This is a genomic window from Oceanobacter mangrovi (assembly GCF_019740315.1).
Lineage (GTDB): Bacteria > Pseudomonadota > Gammaproteobacteria > Pseudomonadales > Oceanobacteraceae > Oceanobacter > Oceanobacter mangrovi.
Genome location: NZ_JAHXZR010000001.1, coordinates 155,688 through 172,683, shown reverse-complemented (window position 1 = coordinate 172,683; position 16,996 = coordinate 155,688). Strand labels below are relative to the sequence as shown.

The 16,996-nt window shown below is 54.4% G+C and carries 15 protein-coding genes and 1 other RNA gene; 8 read left to right on the top strand and 8 right to left on the bottom strand.

Going from position 1 to position 16,996, the window contains the following annotated elements:
• Window positions 1-184 precede the first annotated feature (184 nt).
• Window positions 185-1,621, top strand: a complete 1,437-nt coding sequence (locus tag K6123_RS00725) for an esterase-like activity of phytase family protein (RefSeq protein ID WP_246624546.1) — start codon at window positions 185-187, stop codon at window positions 1,619-1,621.
• 69 nt (window positions 1,622-1,690) lie between these two features.
• Here K6123_RS00725 and typA read toward each other — a convergent pair whose 3' ends face one another.
• Window positions 1,691-3,505: a translational GTPase TypA gene (typA, locus tag K6123_RS00720; protein WP_221793141.1), complete on the bottom strand. Its 1,815-nt coding sequence runs from the start codon at window positions 3,503-3,505 to the stop codon at window positions 1,691-1,693.
• Window positions 3,506-3,884: 379 nt separating this feature from the next.
• On the opposite strand from typA, the gene glnA reads away from it, so the two are divergent.
• Window positions 3,885-5,291 (top strand): glutamate--ammonia ligase, encoded by a 1,407-nt coding sequence (glnA, locus tag K6123_RS00715; RefSeq protein WP_221793139.1) that lies wholly within the window; start codon window positions 3,885-3,887, stop codon window positions 5,289-5,291.
• 202 nt (window positions 5,292-5,493) lie between these two features.
• Here the strand turns inward: glnA and K6123_RS00710 are convergent, their stop codons facing one another.
• The 3 genes from K6123_RS00710 to K6123_RS00700 form a co-directional block, all read right to left on the bottom strand.
• Window positions 5,494-6,177 carry a response regulator gene (locus K6123_RS00710; RefSeq protein ID WP_221793136.1) on the bottom strand — a complete coding sequence of 228 codons (684 nt, stop codon included), beginning with the start codon at window positions 6,175-6,177 and terminating at the stop codon, window positions 5,494-5,496.
• Entirely contained in the window at window positions 6,174-7,829 is a 1,656-nt protein-coding gene (locus K6123_RS00705) for a sensor histidine kinase (RefSeq protein ID WP_343223936.1), read from the bottom strand. Before K6123_RS00705 ends, K6123_RS00710 begins: the two co-directional genes overlap by 4 nt.
• Window positions 7,830-7,898: 69 nt before the next feature.
• Entirely contained in the window at window positions 7,899-9,182 is a 1,284-nt protein-coding gene (locus K6123_RS00700; protein WP_221793134.1) for a 2-hydroxycarboxylate transporter family protein, read from the bottom strand.
• Window positions 9,183-9,523: 341 nt separating this feature from the next.
• Here K6123_RS00700 and K6123_RS00695 point away from each other — a divergent pair, with 341 nt between their 5' ends.
• Together K6123_RS00695 and K6123_RS23350 are read left to right on the top strand one after the other, a co-directional pair.
• Window positions 9,524-10,513: an alpha/beta hydrolase gene (locus tag K6123_RS00695; RefSeq protein ID WP_221793132.1), complete on the top strand. Its 990-nt coding sequence runs from the start codon at window positions 9,524-9,526 to the stop codon at window positions 10,511-10,513.
• Window positions 10,514-10,879: 366 nt separating this feature from the next.
• Entirely contained in the window at window positions 10,880-11,008 is a 129-nt protein-coding gene (locus K6123_RS23350) for a hypothetical protein (RefSeq protein WP_281423876.1), read from the top strand.
• A 26-nt stretch (window positions 11,009-11,034) separates the two neighbouring features.
• Here K6123_RS23350 and K6123_RS00690 read toward each other — a convergent pair whose 3' ends face one another.
• From K6123_RS00690 to K6123_RS00675, 4 genes are all read right to left on the bottom strand, one after another.
• Window positions 11,035-11,613: a 5-formyltetrahydrofolate cyclo-ligase gene (locus K6123_RS00690; RefSeq protein ID WP_221793130.1), complete on the bottom strand. Its 579-nt coding sequence runs from the start codon at window positions 11,611-11,613 to the stop codon at window positions 11,035-11,037.
• A 14-nt stretch (window positions 11,614-11,627) separates the two neighbouring features.
• Window positions 11,628-11,805, bottom strand: a non-coding RNA gene (ssrS, locus tag K6123_RS00685) — 6S RNA.
• Between the two features lie 37 nt (window positions 11,806-11,842).
• Entirely contained in the window at window positions 11,843-12,157 is a 315-nt protein-coding gene (locus K6123_RS00680; RefSeq protein ID WP_221793128.1) for a cell division protein ZapA, read from the bottom strand.
• Window positions 12,147-12,362 carry a DUF904 domain-containing protein gene (locus tag K6123_RS00675; RefSeq protein WP_221793126.1) on the bottom strand — a complete coding sequence of 72 codons (216 nt, stop codon included), beginning with the start codon at window positions 12,360-12,362 and terminating at the stop codon, window positions 12,147-12,149. The genes K6123_RS00680 and K6123_RS00675 overlap by 11 nt, the downstream gene beginning before the upstream one ends.
• Window positions 12,363-12,509: 147 nt before the next feature.
• Here K6123_RS00675 and K6123_RS00670 point away from each other — a divergent pair, with 147 nt between their 5' ends.
• The 4 genes from K6123_RS00670 to K6123_RS00655 all read left to right on the top strand — a co-directional run bounded on the left by K6123_RS00670 (window position 12,510) and on the right by K6123_RS00655 (window position 16,992).
• Complete coding sequence (locus K6123_RS00670; RefSeq protein WP_221793124.1) at window positions 12,510-13,064, top strand: UPF0149 family protein; 555 nt, start codon at window positions 12,510-12,512, stop codon at window positions 13,062-13,064.
• Window positions 13,065-13,083: 19 nt separating this feature from the next.
• Window positions 13,084-14,403: a Xaa-Pro aminopeptidase gene (gene pepP / locus K6123_RS00665; protein ID WP_221793122.1), complete on the top strand. Its 1,320-nt coding sequence runs from the start codon at window positions 13,084-13,086 to the stop codon at window positions 14,401-14,403.
• Window positions 14,404-14,534: 131 nt separating this feature from the next.
• Window positions 14,535-15,794 carry a 2-octaprenyl-6-methoxyphenyl hydroxylase gene (gene ubiH, locus K6123_RS00660; protein ID WP_221793120.1) on the top strand — a complete coding sequence of 420 codons (1,260 nt, stop codon included), beginning with the start codon at window positions 14,535-14,537 and terminating at the stop codon, window positions 15,792-15,794.
• Window positions 15,784-16,992: a UbiH/UbiF/VisC/COQ6 family ubiquinone biosynthesis hydroxylase gene (locus K6123_RS00655; protein ID WP_221793119.1), complete on the top strand. Its 1,209-nt coding sequence runs from the start codon at window positions 15,784-15,786 to the stop codon at window positions 16,990-16,992. Before ubiH ends, K6123_RS00655 begins: the two co-directional genes overlap by 11 nt.
• The last annotated feature ends 4 nt before the right edge of the window (window positions 16,993-16,996 follow it).

The following is a 16,996-nucleotide window of genomic DNA, read 5'->3' as shown; positions in this document are numbered from 1 at the left end:
AATAATGTGTCAGATATCGTACTTATATCTGACACATTAACGTCACCGACAGCTCCTAAGCTCGCCACCGTTTGACTCTTTTTTGTCCAGGCAGGGATGCCTGACCAGGGTATTCGTTGTCGGGAATCTGTTTTCTCTGCGCTACCGGTTGGGCTTCCCGCCCTTCCATAATAAGCAAGGAAACATGATGTCCCCGCAAAAGAGCCTGCTGGCTACCCTGATGACTGCTGCCATCCTGACTGGTTGTGGCAGCGACGATAATAACAAGTCTGCAACACAGCACTTTGTTGAAGACTTCCCCGCCGAAGGCGTATTCCTGCCTTACAGCGTGCTGAGCAATGATCTGATCGATCATAATACCGGTTCGACCTTTGAAGTTCGCAATGGCGGTTATGGCTCAGCGATGTTCCGTGATCCAAAGAATCCCAACCGTTTTTACGCCATCACTGACCGTGGCCCGAATGCGGTTTTCAGCGGCGATTATGGTTCCGGCAAAAAATTCCCGGTGCCGGATTACACCCCTCGACTGGGTCTGTTTGAAATCAGCTCCGCAGGTGCCATTACGCTGGTGAGTGAAACCCTGATGAAACGCCCGGACGGCACTGCCATCACGGGTTTGCCAAACAGTTCCGACCTGGGTGGCACTGGTGAAACCCCATACCATGCAGACGGCAGCCCGATTCTGGAAGATGATAGCCTGCCCTATGACGCTGACACTAACCCGCTCAAACTGGATGACTATGGCCTCGACCCTGAAGGTCTGGTGGTATTGAGCGACGGCAGTTTCTGGGTATCGGACGAATACGGCCCGCACATGGTGCACTTCAACTCCGAAGGCGTTGAAATTGGCCGTATCAACCCATTCGCCAACGACGACCGCAATAGCTACACCCTGCCAGCCGAGTTTGCCTATCGCCGTGCCAACCGTGGTATGGAAGGCCTGGCCATTACACCGGATGAAAAGACCCTGTTCGGTATCATGCAGTCGACCATGGACCTGCCAACCAAAGCGGTTCGCAGCCTCGACATCACCCGGATTGTCAGCGTTAACCTGGAAACCGGTGCGGTCAGCCAGTATCTCTACCAGCAGGAAAAGAACGCCAACTCCAACTCCGAGCTGATGGCGTTAAGCGCTCATGAATTTATCCTGATCGAACGTGATGGCAGCTTCCTCTATGGCGGCCCGAACGGCACTGAAGGCGCCACTCCGGATGCCATGAAACATGTCTACCGGATTGATATCAGCGCGGCGACCGACCTTGAAGCAATAGATACCAGTGATGCGGCGCTGACTCAGGATGCTGACCTCGGTCTGCTGATTAACGGCAACACCCTGGAACAGCAGGTACTGGCCGATGGCGACTGGAGCACGCTGACCGGGTACGGCATTGTGCCGGTAACCAAGTCACTGGTGGTGGATATGGTCGCTGAGGTGAACTACCCGCACGACAAGATGGAAGGTCTGTGGGTGATTGATGAAAACACCCTCGGCGTACTCAACGACGATGACTTTGCTACCTGGTCAACCGATGGTGAGCTGGAGCAGAAGATGCTCGACAGCAACACCATTGACGGCGACCGCCTGTACGTGGTGCCTGCGGATCTGTCTGTGACTGAATAAGCTGGAGTCTGGACACAAAAAAGCCCGGTTATTACCGGGCTTTTTCAGTCATCCAACAGCGTGGGGCGATCAGGCCTTTTTCGGCTTGGAACGCTTACGCTCGTTTTCAGTCAGCAGTTTCTTGCGCAGACGGATGCTGGTAGGTGTTACTTCCACCAGTTCGTCGTCTTCGATGAATTCCAGTGCCTGTTCCAGCGTGTGACGTACTGGCGGAGTCAGTACGATCGCTTCGTCAGTACCGGAAGCACGTACGTTGGTCAGCTGCTTGGCCTTGGTTGGGTTTACCACCAGGTCGTTGTCGCGGCTGTGCAGACCGACGATCATGCCTTCGTACACTTCAGTCTGAGGACCGATAAACAGACGACCACGTTCCTGCAGGGTGAACAGGGCGTAGCCCAGTGCCTTGCCAGCCACCATGGAAACCAGTACGCCGTTGTGGCGGGTTGCGCCCAGGCTGGTCTGGATTGGACCGTAGTGGTCGAACACGTTGGTCAGGATGCCGGAACCGGAAGTCAGGGTCAGGAACAGGCCACGGAAGCCGATCAGACCACGTGCAGGAGCGATAAACTCCAGACGTACACGGCCTTTGCCATCCGGTACCATGTTGGTCATCTCGGCGCGACGGTTACCCATCTCTTCCATGATGGAACCCTGGTGCTCTTCTTCAACGTCGATCACCACCTGCTCGTAAGGTTCTTGCAGCACGCCGTCGATTTCACGCTGAACAACTTCAGGCTTGCCGATGGCCATTTCGAAGCCTTCGCGACGCATGGTCTCGATCAGCACAGACAAGTGCAGTTCACCACGACCGGAAACCTTGAATTTCTCAGGGCTGTCACCTGGCTCAACACGCAGGGCCACGTTGTGGATCAGTTCCTGATCCAGACGGTCCTTGATGTTGCGGGAAGTAACGTACTTGCCTTCCTTACCAGCGAATGGCGAGTCGTTGACCTGGAAGGTCATGGAAACGGTTGGCTCATCCACAGACAGTGGTGGCAGGGCTTCAACATTACCAACAGCACACAGGGTGTCAGAGATGTTCAGGCCGTCAACACCGGAGATACAAACGATGTCACCAGCAGTCGCTTCTTCTACATCCACACGGTTGAGGCCGTGGAAGCCCTTAACCTGCTGGATACGACCCTTGCGAATCTTGCCTTCGAGGTCGATCAGCTGGATATCAGTACCTGGCTTCAGCTTGCCGCGGGTGATACGGCCAACACCGATAACACCAACGAAGCTGTCGTAGTCCAGTGCCGAAACCTGCATCTGGAACGGGCCGTCCAGCTCAACGGCTGGTGGCTGAACGTGATCAACGATCATCTGGAACAGCGGTGACATGTCGTCAGCCATGGCTTCAGGATCCAGACCGGCAATACCGTTCAGGGCAGAAGCGTAAACAACCGGGAAGTCGAGCTGTTCTTCAGTGGCACCAAGGCGGTCGAACAGGTCGAAAATTTCGTCCATTACCCAGTCTGGACGAGCACCCGGACGGTCGATCTTGTTGATAACAACGATCGGACGCAGGCCGCGCTCAAAGGCTTTCTGGGTTACGAAACGGGTTTGTGGCATTGGGCCATCAACCGCATCAACCAACAGACAAACCGAGTCAACCATGGACATTACACGTTCAACTTCGCCACCGAAGTCAGCGTGTCCAGGGGTGTCGACGATGTTGATACGGTAGTCGTTCCATTTGATGGCGGTGTTTTTCGCCAGAATGGTAATACCACGTTCTTTTTCCTGGTCGTTCGAGTCCATGACTCGCTCGCCACCCTGGTTGCGCTCAAGCGTACCGGACTGTTCCAGCAGCTTGTCGACCAGGGTAGTTTTACCATGGTCAACGTGGGCAATGATGGCGATGTTTCTGAGATTGTCGATCACACTGAATGCCTTGGTTAAAGTTTGTACAAATTGGCGGGCGATTATACCTGAAGTATCGTGAATGGGGGATGTCAATTTGGCATACCTGTCGGCGCTATTTTTGTGCTGGCCCATTCCTGAAATGAAGCACTTGAACCTATAATGGGCACGCTGCCTAACGGTAGTCGGATAGCAAGGAATTGACGCACTAATATGGCGCCTTTTTAGCGATCTGGCACTATTATTGTGCAAATTGATGATTGGGGCCGCTTTTATAGCTTGATTTTCCTAGGCTGCAAGGCGGTGCACTGCTGGCACAGCTCTTGCTCCCTTTTCGGGCAAGGTAAGCCGGGGTAGGACCCCATTTATCGGAATTGAACCTGCATCTGGAGAAAATACAATGTCAGAGAACACTCTGAACCTGATCAAAGAAAATGATGTGAAGTGGGTTGACCTGCGCTTCACTGACACCAAGGGTAAAGAACAGCACGTTACCATTCCTGCTTCTTACGTGAATGAAGACTTCTTCGAAACCGGACAAATGTTCGACGGTTCTTCTATCGCTGGTTGGAAAGGCATTAACGAGTCTGACATGATCCTGATGCCAGATGACACCACCGCTTTCCTGGATCCGTTCACTGAAGACGCTACCCTGATTTTGCGTTGTGACATCATCGAACCTAGCACCATGCAGGGTTACGAGCGTGACCCACGTTCTGTTGCCAAGCGTGCTGAAGCGTTCCTGCAGTCCACTGGTCTGGGCGACACTGCTTTCTTCGGTCCTGAGCCAGAATTCTTCATGTTCGACGACGTACGTTGGGGTCAGGACATGCAGGGTTCTTTCAGCAAGATCAACTCTTCAGAAGGTGCCTGGGCAACTGAAGAAGTGATGGAAGGTGGCAACCTGGGTCACCGTCCACGCGTTAAAGGCGGTTACTTCCCGGTTCCACCAGTTGACTCTCACCACGACATCCGTGCTGCCATGTGTAACACCCTGATGGCAATCGGTCTGGATGTTGAAGTTCACCACCACGAAGTGGCTAACGCTGGTCAGAACGAAATCGGCGTCAAGTTCAACACTCTGGTCAAGAAGGCTGACGAAGTGCAGATGCTGAAGTACGTTGTTCACAACGTTGCTGCTGCCTACGGCAAAACTGCTACCTTCATGCCTAAGCCAATCGTTGGTGACAACGGTTCTGGTATGCACGTTCACCAGTCTTTCTGGAAAGACGGCGAAAACCAGTTCGCTGGCGATGGCTATGCTGGTCTGTCTGAAACTGCCCTGTACTACATTGGCGGTATCATCAAGCACGCTAAAGCTCTGAACGCGTTCACCAACCCATCCACTAACAGCTACAAGCGTCTGATCCCAGGCTTCGAAGCTCCAGTGATGCTGGCATACTCTGCCCGTAACCGTTCTGCTTCTATCCGTATTCCTTACGTTGCTTCTCCTAAGGGCAAGCGTATCGAAGCTCGCTTCCCGGATCCAATGGCCAACCCATACCTGGCTTTCGCAGCAATGCTGATGGCTGGTATCGACGGCGTTAAGAACAAGATCCACCCTGGCGATGCAGCTGATAAAGACCTGTACGATCTGGAGCCAGAAGAAGCTGCGCTGATTCCACAGGTTTGTGGTTCTCTGCGTGAAGCTCTGGACAGCCTGAAAGCTGATAGCGCCTTCCTGACCGAAGGTGGCGTGTTCACTCAGGACATGATCGATGCTTACATCGATCTGAAGATGGAAGACGTTTATCGCATGGAACACACTACTTGCCCAGTAGAGTTCGACATGTACTACTCTCTGTAATCTCCGGATTACTCAAGAGTATGGAAAAGGACGCTTCGGCGTCCTTTTTTATTGCTCTGGCTTTAACCGGGTTGTGTGTTCCAGGAACACAGCAGCTCTGGCCCAGTAGAGTTCGAGATGGTCTACTCTCTGTAATCTTTGGATTTTTCGTAGGGACAAGGCATGCCTTGCCAGCGGCACTAGGTGGTAATTCCGGTCCTGTTCAGTTCGATGGTGTTAGATGATAAAGCTGCTTCGGTCGGCCGCCGGTATTGTAGTCCAGCGTCATTCTGACCATGCCTTGCTGTTCCAGATATTCCAGATAACGGCGGGCGGTAATGCGGCTGAGTTCCAGCTGATCACCGATTTCCTGGGCTGAAAATGGTGCACGGCGTTGCTGGATATCGTCGATCAGGCGTTGCAAGGTGTTGGCGTCGATGCCTTTGGGAGTGCTGCGCTGCTTCTCCTGTGACCTGTTTTTGCGCATCAATTCATCAATTTGCAGCTGGTCAACCTGACTGGCGGAGCCCAGCTGTGACCTGAAATCGGCCAGATCATCGAGGGCCTGATGTACCCGCGACAGTCGCAGCGGCTTGACCAGATAGTCATTGACGCCAAACTGGATGGCCTGGGCGACGGTGGCAGAATCCCGTTCGGCGGTCGTGATAATCACGGCTGTATTCAAATCGAGCTGGCGAATCTCACGCAAAAAAGTCATGCCACTGCCATCCGGCAGGCTGATATCGAGAAACACCAGATCCGGTTGAAGGCTCAGCAATTGCTGCGCTTCGGTGACGGATTCAGCCGCTGCTACCACCCGAAAGAGCGGATGCTGATTGATGGTTTGCTCAAGGGTGTAGCTCGCTTGCGAGTCGTCTTCAACGATCAGTACGGAATATTGGCTCATAGCGGTAGCTCGTGCTTGTCCAGATACACGCTGAAGACCGTGGTGTTGTCACCACGCTCCCAGTCGATGCTGCCATTGTAGCTATGGACGACACGGCTCACCAAATAGAGGCCGACGCCGTGTTCGGCGGCGGCGCTTTTGGCGCTGACACCAAGGTCGTAGATACGGTTGGCGATTTTTTCATCAACGCCGCTGCCGCTGTCTTCAACGGTTATCATGATGAAGTTGGTGCGGTCGCTGATAAACACACCGATATGCGGCTTGCAGGCAGGGTTGTTGAGCGCGGCGTCGAAGGCATTGTCGATCAGGTTGCCTAACAGAGTGATCAGGTCATCGTTGATGCTTTGGCTGTAGTGGCCGAGCTGGCTGTCTTCATCCAGAACAAAACCGATTTGCTGCTCTTGCGCGGTGTTGTACTTGGCCAGCAACATGGCTGCCACCGGACTGTTTTCAATGCTTTTGACCAGCGCACCAAGCAGATGCTGGTGCTGGTCACTTTCGCGTTGCAGGTACTCAATTGCCGCTGTGGTGTTATCCGCTTGCAACAGCCCGGACAACACATTGAGCTTGTTGATATGTTCGTGGGTACGGGTGCGTAACTGGCGGGCGTACGCCGTGGTGGTGGCCAGCTTGTGCTCGAGTTCGGACATATCCTGCTGGTGATTCAGCACAATCAGAAAGCCGGAGCCAGCGGCCTGGCGCTTGAGCGGATACAGGGTCACGGCAAAGCTCTGGTCGCCCAGTGAGATGGCATGTTTGTGCTGGTTGCTGAGGCTGGCGACCAATAACAACGACAAGCCTTGCGACAGCTCCTGCAGCGGTTTGCCAATCAGTTGCGGGTGACTTTGCTCCGGTGCCAGCCAATAACCGGCAGCATCGTTAATGGCGGTAATCCGGTGCTCACGGTCGATCGCGATAATGCCTTCACGAATGCTGTTAAGCAGCAGGCTGTATTCCTTGAAGCGCTGAACAATGTCCTCTGGTTCGTATTGCAGAAAGGTGCGTTTGAGCTTGCTCAGCAGCAGCAGGGTCAGCATGACCGCCAACAGGTAGACCAGCCCGAGCCAGATAACGGCTTCAAGGTAATAGTTGAACAACAGCTCGGCCACGGACTGTTCAAGGTAACCAATACTGACCGCGCCAATAATATCGGCCGGCAAGCGGGCCGAGTCCGCAGCGTAGACAGGAGCGAAGTTGCGAATCGCCGAGCCCAGTGAGCCGGTGGCTTCGGTGGTGCGGGTCAGGCCCTGTTGCAGCGTTGGCCAGATGTCGGCGCCGATAAATTGTCGGCCGATCCGTTCCGGCATGGGATGGCTGAGGCGGATGCCCTGGCGATTGGTCACCACAATATAGGAAGCGTTGGTCGTTGCACGAATGGCTTCGATGTAGTCCTGCAGGGAGACCGGTTTACTGGTCTTGCTGCTGTCGGATGTCTTGCCGGACAAGGCGTTGGACGCGGTGATGGCATTAATCACCTGACGATCATTAGCCAGAACTTGGGCCAACTCGATACCGCGTTGACTGACGCCGTCGAGATAGGTCTGCTTGGTAACCACCACCAGCAACCCGCCAGAGATCAGCATCACCAGGGTGATGGTGAGCAGGATAATGGCTGTCAGATAGGATTTCAGGGTCATGGTATTGGCGGCCACGGGCGAATACCAGCCAGTATAGAGGAGCTGGGCTCTCAGCGAGAGCCCACGGCGCCAGCAGGGGCTGAATCAGGCCAGCAACTGGATTGCGAAGGTGGCCAGAATCAGCATAAAGGCCCCGCCGATACGCGAGGAAATCTGGGCGAAAGGCATCAGCTTCATGCGCTTGCTGGCAGCCAGTACGGCAACGTCGCCAGTGCCGCCCATATTGGCCATGCAGAGGCCACCGGTAATAGCCGATTCAATCGGGTAGAACCCCATCAGGCGGCCAACAATACCGGCTCCCAGTGCAGCACCAATCACAGTGGCAAATACCATCACAAAATACATTGGCGACAGTGCATCCATGATCTGGTTGAGGTCGGTGTAGGCGACGCCAATACCAACCAGCAGTGCCGGAGTCAGGTTGCCAACCACAAAGCTGTACCAGGCATGGGCCGCTTGCTCCAGTCGCTCAGGCATCAGGCCGGAAACCTTGATCAGCGCAATCGACAGAATCATCAGCGCATAAGCGTGCATGCTGATCACGTTGGACAGCAGGGTGCCGAGGAAAAACATGCTGATAGCAATCAGGGCACCAATGCCCAGCTTGTTGACGTCGAGACGATCCTTGTGGGCATCTTCGGTTGCAACCGCGGCTTCACCACGAATCAGGTCACCGTTACCGGTCCATTCTGGTTTCAGCTGTCCCAGTTTGTGCAGCAAACCGGCGACCACAATGGCAATGGCGTTGGCTATCGCCAGGGCTGGCACCATCTGCGACATCAGGCTGGCTGCGTCCATACCGGTGCGACCCGACATGATCTCGACCAATGGCACTGCACCGGCACCCATGCCGCCACCCATGATTGGCAGGGCAATCAGCATCAGGGATTCAAACAGGTTCTTGCCGAAAAACAGGCCGATGACACCGGCAAACAGGAATGAAATAGCGACGGCACCAAGGATAACCGGGATGTACTTCAGCGCCGCTTTTTTCAGCGTGGCCGTGCTCATTCCCAGAATTGAGCCAGTGACCAGGCTGGCGACATAGAACGACAGGAAACCACCGCTTTTGGTGAAGGTCGTGATCTGCTTTTCGATACCGCCTTCGATCAGGCCGCTGTGGAATAACCAGGACGAACCAAAAATAACCACGATGGCACCACCGCCAAAGAACTGGTTGATGATCGGCGTACGGTCACCGAGATAATTCAGAATAAAACCCACAATAACCATGGCACCCAGAGCGCCAATCATGCCGCCTGGCAGCTGGTTAAAGAAAGTCGCCATCAGGATAACGAACGCAGCCATCAAAAGAACGATTTTGACTTCGCGTTGATCGTGCAGGACTACGGCTTCGGAAGTATTCATAAAGACGCTCGACAGGTTGTGATTATTATGGGCCGGGCAGTCTATCAATCTGTTGGCTGTGCTGAAGTCTTGCGCCGGTTATGAAACTAAACGCTGCTTTTGAAACTTTTGTAATCGGGGTTTTTATGGCTTGAATTATGTAAAGCGGAATACTGATATAACGAATTTGGTCTCTGACCGCCGAATTCTATCAAGTGTTCGATCTTGGTGAAGAAACCAGATTTGAATTTTACGATCTATATCAGAGCCATTCCTGTGCGGCTTTGCTGCTGCATTCAGGTTGAGTTCACCGCGGCCCGGCCGCACAATTATTTCGTCCCCCTGATTCTGGATGTTGGCTGGTGTCTGATTCTTCTGTTGGCTGGATGGCCACTTCACTCAAAAACAGTCTGCTGGCATTGGCTGATCCGGTGACCGCCGATTCAGCCAGCTTGCTGGCAGAATATCGCCGATTTTATCGCTTGCCAGAAATCACAGCCGGGCGGCAGCATCAGATGTATCGACTGGATGTTGAAGGCTATCAACTGGCGGTTCAGCAGTGGCGCGTTGAGGGTGCCAGAGGCAACCTGTTAATGGTGCATGGCTATTACGATCACGTCGGGCTGTATGGCAGTCTGATCGACTTTGCCCTGCAGCAGCGCCTGAATGTGCTGGCGTTTGATTTGCCTGGCCATGGCCTGTCATCCGGTGAGCAGGCTTCGATTGATGATTTTGATACCTACCGCAAGGTCTTCGTACAGCTGTTCGAACACGGCCAGCAGCAACTTCCTGAATTGCCCTGGATCGTTGTCGGGCAAAGTACTGGTGGTGCGACACTGGCGACCTGGTTGCTGCATGACCGTCCTCAGGCGAACAGCTGTCCGGTGAAGGATGTCTGGTTATTGGCGCCACTGCTGAGGCCGCGTGGCTGGAGTACCGGCCGCTGGCTACACACGGTGGCGCATCCGTTTCTGAAACGACTGAAGCGGCATTTTTCTCTCAATGGTAATAACCCGGAATTTTCCCGCTTTCTGGCGACCATGGATCCATTGCAGGCTAGATATCTGAGCGTCCGTTGGGTAACGGCTCTGAAACGCTGGATCGGCTGGATTGAACGCCAGCCACCGATGGCATTTCCGGTTTTGCTGGTGCAGGGCAGCGCTGATGAAACCGTCGACTGGCAACACAATCTGCCGTGTTATCAATCCCTGTTCAGAGACCTGGAAGTCATGATGCTGGAAGGCGGCCATCATCATTTGGTCAATGAAGAACCGGTCAAGCGCCAGCGTCTGTATCAACATCTGGCCAAACGCCTGACGACCATATTGGCGCCTGCTTCTTCAGAGAAGTGATTCAGAATGGTGCTATGTAAAGAACTTTAAATCGGCACCAAAGCAGCGCGCAGACCTCCATATTTATTGATCTGTGACCCGAAATTGCACTTGTAGCAATGGGTTAGGATATTTAATCTGGCCTGCGTCAGATATTTGTCTGGCTTCTCTGTGAGACGATGGATCGAAGTTGCGGTTTAGTGGTCTCAATTGAGGCGTATACGCGGCTGTTTTCGTCCCGCTTTGGTGCGATTGGCAAGGTTTAATCCAGCTGTCACGAATTGTGATCAGGATGGCAGAAAACTTGCTCAGGCTGAGTACACAATAAGCCTCGTTGGCTATGAGCCACGAAAGCAAGAGTAGAGCCTAGCTGGAGTCACTTTTAGAATGAAAAAGCCGGATTTACTGGTCTTTGTTAGTTTGATTGTTATTTTGGGTGCCGCGATTACCGGCATGACAGTCAACGAGAATCCAAGACCATCAACATCACTGGCTTCCGAGAATACAATTCGCTGAATCTGATTAATGCTCCTGCTGGAGCATCAGAATATTCGCAGGGTTACATCGGTAGCAATTGCGGATAAAGGAATATCCCAGCTCTCTGCAGGAATCGCAGATAACTTTTGAAATTCATGAGCACAACCTGTCAGTCGTGGTTTATGACCGGCGTTACGGGTGAATGCCAGGGTTCGGTCGTAAAAACCGCCACCCATGCCAAGACGGTGTCCGGCTTCATCAAAGGCTACCAGTGGCATAAAGATATGACTGATAAAAGCCGCTGACAGGCGTTTGCCATAACGGAAATCCGGTTCCGGAATACCAAAACGGTTTTGCCGCATACGGGTATTGCGGTGATATTCGATAAATACCAGATGACCGGCTTTTAACGGGTGTAAGACAGGCAGGTAAACACGTTTACCCATCGACTGAATTTGTCGGATCAGTGGGCGGGTATCGATTTCGCCGTCATTGACCAGATACAGGGCAGCACTGTTGCCACGCAACAGCAGACCGGAACGCAGCACGCTGTTACGCAAACCGCTGGCTGCCTGAAGTCGTTGCCGACGGCTTAGCTGCCGACGTTGTTGGCGCATTTGCTGACGGATTTGCTGTTTGTTCATGTCAGGTTCCGGGAAGGAGCCCCGCTGCACCGCTGTCGGAGAAAGCCCTTGAACCCAATGGTTCAAGGTGGAGCACCTGTCACTGAATAAGGCTTTCCGTAAACGGACATGCGCACATCAGCGAGAGGAGTGCCCCTGGGTAAAATGCATCGGCTCGAGGTCTTTATCGACTGGCTAATGCAGCAGGGAGTTTGGCTATAGTAACAAAGTTATAGGCAAGTTGAAAAACTCAAAGCTCTCTTTGCATGGTTTCATTGAGCGCTTGTTCAATTAACTGGTTGAGCTGACTGACAACCTGCTCCTGTTTTTGCAGGTCACTCTGCAGTTCCAGCAACTGGTGAGCGATGTTGAGCGCTGCAATCACCGCAATCCGGTCGATACCCGGAACCTTGCCCGACGCCGTACTGGCATTCTTTATTTCCGTCATCTTTTCATCCAGCAAGCGGGCAGCCGCTTTCAGTTGCGGTTCGGCACCGGCTGGACAATTGATACGGTAATCCCGCTCCAGAATGTTGAGGTTCAGGGTTGTGGATTCATTGGCCACAGTTGCGCTCCAGGACTTGCAGTTTCTGAATCATTTCATGAACCTTGCGGCGAGCAATCTCATTTTGCTGGACGAGCTGGGCCCGTTCAGCCTGCCACTCGGCCTCTTCGGCGCGCATTCGCTGATTTTCTTCCCTGAGTTCTTTCTGAACTTCAAGCAACTTCAGAATCTTGTTCTGAAGGCTGAGCAAGTCATTTGCAGCCATGATGAGACAGTCAGGTACGTCTATAAGGGACGCCTACTATAAAAGTCTGCTATCAGCATGGTCAATTGGCTACCGCACAAGTTTTAAACGCAGCCAGGACAGGTTGGACGATGTTAGACTAGCGGTTCAGATTATCTTGGGGTTGCTATGAAAATTGATTTTGCCAATACGGCAGATCTCTGGCTGGAAAGCCGTTGCTATCAGTCACCGTCGGCCTTGCACGGCTGGCTCAGTGGTTATCTGTCGAGTGGTGCTCGACTGACCCAGAACCAGTGGATGAACGAAGCGCTGGATTATCTGGAGCTGGAAGAAGAGCCATCCGAGCAACTGGTGCAAACCTTGCGTTATTTTTACGACGACGTGCTGGCAACGATTTCAGCTGAAGAAATGGCTTATGCGCCATTGCTGCCAAAAGACGACGAGTCTGACGTGGTTGAACAGGTCGAATGTCTGGCCGAGTGGAGCAAGGGCTTCCTCGATGGCTTTGGTGCTTCTGAACGTGCTGCTGGCCAGTTGCCAAAAGACGTGTTGGAAGTGCTCAACGATCTGGATGCTTTCTCGCAGGCGCAGCTGGAAGACGAAAATGATCCGTCTAACGAAGCCATGTATCTGGAACTGGCTGAGCATGCCCGCATTGCTGCACTGACCGTGTTCTACAGCATGAATCGTTCTGCCTCAGGCACCAACACCACCCTGCATTGAGTTTACGCTGGAGACAGCCATGAAACTGGACCCGTCCGAATATCCGCGTCGCCGTCAACAACTGATGGCACAGCTGAATGACAACAGCATTGCCATTATTCCGTCGTCGCCGACCCATGTGCGTAACCGCGACGTGGAATACCTCTACCGTCAGGATAGCGACTTCTATTACCTCACCGGCTTTGATGAAGAGCACGCGGTGCTGGTACTGATCCCTGGTCGTGAGCACGGCGAATACGTGCTGTTCTGTCAGGAAAAGATCAAGGAACAGGAAATCTGGACGGGCCGTCGGGTGGGGCCGGAAGCCGCACCGGCAGTGCTGGGTTGTGACGATGCTTTCCCGATTACCGACATCGACGACATTCTGCCAGGGTTAATCGAAGGCAAGGATCGCATCTACGCCAATCTCGGCACCAGCCCGGAATTTGATGGCCAGCTGATGGGCTGGGTGAACCACATCCGCAAGCAGGTACGTAATGGCTCGCAGCCACCACGGGAATTCTGTGGTCTCGACCATATTCTGCATGAAATGCGGCTGATCAAGTCCGATGCTGAAATCGACGTAATGCAACGGGCGGCAGACATCAGTGCTGAAGCCCATTGTCGCGCCATGCAGCTGGTCAAACCCGGCATGTATGAATATCAGCTCGACGCCGAACTGACCCGCACCTTTATGGCCGCAGGCAGCCGCTGGCCTGCCTATCCGTCGATTGTGGGGGCCGGTGAAAACGCCTGTATTTTGCATTACACCCGCAACGATGCGCAGATTCAGGACGGTGACCTGATTCTGATCGACGCCGGTTGTGAGCTCGACTTCTACGCCTCTGACATTACCCGGACTTTCCCGGCTAACGGCCGCTTCAGCCCGGAACAGAAGGCGCTCTATCAGCTGGTGCTGGATTCCCAATATGCCGCCATGGAGCATATCTATGCTGGCAAACACTGGAATGAATTCCACGACGCGGCGCTGAAAGTACTGGTTACCGGTCTGGTTGAACTGGGCCTGTTGCAAGGTGAAGTGGATGCCATCATTGAAGCCGGTGACTATCGTCGCTTCTATATGCACAAGACCGGTCACTGGCTCGGTATGGACGTCCATGACGTCGGTGAATACCGCGTTGATGGCCAGCCGCGCATGCTGGAATGTGGCATGGTGCTGACAGTTGAGCCGGGTCTGTACGTCGCACCGGACGATGAAACGGTGGAAGCCCGCTGGCGTGGCATTGGTATTCGTATCGAAGATGACGTCGTGGTGCGCGAAGACGGCTGTGAAGTGTTGACCCGAGCGGTACCCAAAAGCGTCGAGGAAATCGAAGCCCTCTGTCAGCAGCAGCTGTAGGCAGGAAACTTGATCCAGAGCGCTGGCGGTTGCAGCTGCAGCGTCCTCTGGCTTGACCCGGCCGCCATTGGAATTCACATTGGCGGCCTTGTTCGATAAAAGCTGTAACCCACGCTGTTGTAGTGAGCCGCATGTCAGAATCTGAATCCCTCTTTGATGTAGTCATTATTGGTGCCGGTATGGCCGGTGCCAGTCTGGTGCACATGCTGCTGCCAGCCATGCAGGCTGGCATGAAAGTCGCTCTGCTTGACCGTCAGCAAATTGCCTGGGATGCCGAAGCCCATACCCGTCCGCCCAGTTTTGATGGCCGTGCCACCGCGCTGGCGTGGGGCTCGCGTTTGTTGCTGGAACAAATGGGGTGTTGGGACGCTCTGGCTGAGCGGGCTTGCGCGATTGAACATATCCAGGTGTCTGATCGTGGCCGTTTTGGCCAGACTCATTTGCATCATCATGAACAGGGCACCGTAGCGCTTGGCTATATCGTCGAAAATGCCGTGCTTGGGCGCGCCTTGCTGCAGCAGCTCGGCAGTTTTGAAGGACTGACCCTGTTGCCGGAAACGGATGTGACCAGTGTCAAAATGACCACTGAAGGCAGTTGCCTGACTCTGGCGGACGGCACTGTGTTACACAGCCGTTTACTGGTGATGGCCGATGGTGCCCGCTCCGGTCTGGCCGAACAGCTGGGCATTCGTCATATCCGTAAAGATTACGGCAGCCATGCCATTGTCACCCAGGTCGAGATGGATCGTGACCACGGCCACTGGGCTTACGAGCGTTTCAGTGACCATGGTCCGGTGGCGTTTCTGCCCTTGCATCAACGCCACTTTGCGGTGGTTTGGACGCTTGATCCTGAACGCGCCGACGCCATGCTGAATGCCCCTGACGAGGTTTTCATGCAGCAGTTGCAGTCGCAGATTGGTTACCGTTGTGGCCGTATTCAGCGAGTCGGCAGCCGTCAGAGTTATCCACTGGCACTGGTTCGCAGTACTGAACAGGTGCGGCGTGGGCTGGTACTGCTGGGCAATGCAGCCCACAGCTTGCATCCGGTTGCCGGTCAGGGCTTTAACCTGGCGCTGCGTGACACTGCAGCGCTGGCCGAACGACTGTTGGACAGCTGGTTTGCGGCACGGCCGTTAGGTGATATTGCCACGCTCAGCCGTTATCTGGAGCACCAGCAAGGTGACCAGAGCAATACCGTGGTGGCGAGTGACTTACTGCCACGGATTTTTGCCGGACAGGGTCATCTGGTGGCTGCCGGACGTGCGTTTGGCTTGCTGGGACTGGCGACCCTGACTATGCCGCGGCGGTTATTGACCCTTCATGCGATGGGACTGGGCCAGCGCGCTGCGCGTCTGGGTACTCGCAAGCAGGAGAAGATTGATGCAGTTTGATATTGCAATTGTTGGTGCTGGTCTGGTTGGTCAGGCGCTGGCAGCGACGTTGGCGGTGGCTGATTCGCAGCTGCGAATTGCGCTGATTGATCCGGCGCTGGCCTGTTCGCTGGATTTACCGGATGGCGGGCAAACGGCGGTGGCTGACTATGATCTGCGTGTCAGTGCCCTGACCGCCCGCAGTCAGGCGTTGCTGGAGCGGGCCGGAGCCTGGTCTGGCATTCGTCCACAACGCTTGCAGCCCTATCAGCATATGACGGTATGGGATGGCGAAGGCACTGGTCAGGTGGAGTTTGATGCCGCCGATCTGCATGCTCCCTGTCTGGGTCATATCGTTGAGAATCGCGAAACCCTCGCCGGCCTGGCTGCGGCGGTTGCCCTGCACCGCAACATCCAGCCGTTTGCGTTGGCACTGCAGTCGATTGATCATCGCGATGCCAATGGTTGGCTGCCGTTGCAACTGGCCGATGGTCAGCAGCTGCAGGCGCAATTAGTGGTCGGGGCCGATGGCGCTCATTCCCGCGTGCGTCAGTGGGTGGGCATTCCAACCCGTGAATGGGATTATCAGCATCACGCCATTGTGGCGACGATTCGTACTGAACAGCCAATGCAGCAAACGGCCTGGCAGCGTTTCCGCTCTGAGGGGCCGCTGGCATTGCTGCCGCTGGCCGGAGATGATCATCTGGCCTCCATTGTCTGGTCGACGGTGCCGGCGGAAGCCGAAGCCATGATGGCCTTGCCGGATGATCAATTCTGTCAGGCGTTAGGGGACGCATTTGAGCGGCGGCTGGGACAGATTCTTGAGGTGTCTGAACGTCAGTGCATTCCGTTGCGTCAGCGTCACGCCAAACACTACTGGAATGCCGGAGTGGTATTGGCGGGTGATGCCGCCCATACCATTCACCCGTTAGCGGGTCAGGGGGTGAATCTGGGCTTCAAGGATGTCGAAGTACTGGCGGAAGAAATTCTCAAAGCCGTGGCTCGTGGTATTTCACCGGGCCACGATCAGGTGTTGGCGCGTTACCAGCGTCGGCGTCAGAGCGATAACCTCACCACCATGGCGGCGATGGAAAGCTTCAAGCGTTTGTTCGCTTCCGATCTGCCAGCCGTGCGCTTACTGCGTAATATCGGCATGAGCCAGTTCGATCGCCTGCTGCCGGTCAAGCAACACGCGATGATGGCAGCGATGGGGCTCTAACCCA

Bases quoted from the DNA above. Each gene is read 5' to 3' on its own strand.
- K6123_RS00725 (WP_246624546.1), top strand. From the start codon at position 185: ATGATGTCCCCGCAAAAGAGCCTGCTGGCTACCCTGATGACTGCTGCC.
- glnA (WP_221793139.1), top strand. From the start codon at position 3,885: ATGTCAGAGAACACTCTGAACCTGATCAAAGAAAATGATGTGAAGTGG.
- K6123_RS00710 (WP_221793136.1), bottom strand. From the start codon at position 6,177: ATGAGCCAATATTCCGTACTGATCGTTGAAGACGACTCGCAAGCGAGC.
- K6123_RS00700 (WP_221793134.1), bottom strand. From the start codon at position 9,182: ATGAATACTTCCGAAGCCGTAGTCCTGCACGATCAACGCGAAGTCAAA.
- K6123_RS23350 (WP_281423876.1), top strand. From the start codon at position 10,880: ATGAAAAAGCCGGATTTACTGGTCTTTGTTAGTTTGATTGTTATTTTG.
- K6123_RS00690 (WP_221793130.1), bottom strand. From the start codon at position 11,613: ATGAACAAACAGCAAATCCGTCAGCAAATGCGCCAACAACGTCGGCAG.
- K6123_RS00675 (WP_221793126.1), bottom strand. From the start codon at position 12,362: ATGGCTGCAAATGACTTGCTCAGCCTTCAGAACAAGATTCTGAAGTTG.
- K6123_RS00670 (WP_221793124.1), top strand. From the start codon at position 12,510: ATGAAAATTGATTTTGCCAATACGGCAGATCTCTGGCTGGAAAGCCGT.
- pepP (WP_221793122.1), top strand. From the start codon at position 13,084: ATGAAACTGGACCCGTCCGAATATCCGCGTCGCCGTCAACAACTGATG.
- ubiH (WP_221793120.1), top strand. From the start codon at position 14,535: ATGTCAGAATCTGAATCCCTCTTTGATGTAGTCATTATTGGTGCCGGT.
- K6123_RS00655 (WP_221793119.1), top strand. From the start codon at position 15,784: ATGCAGTTTGATATTGCAATTGTTGGTGCTGGTCTGGTTGGTCAGGCG.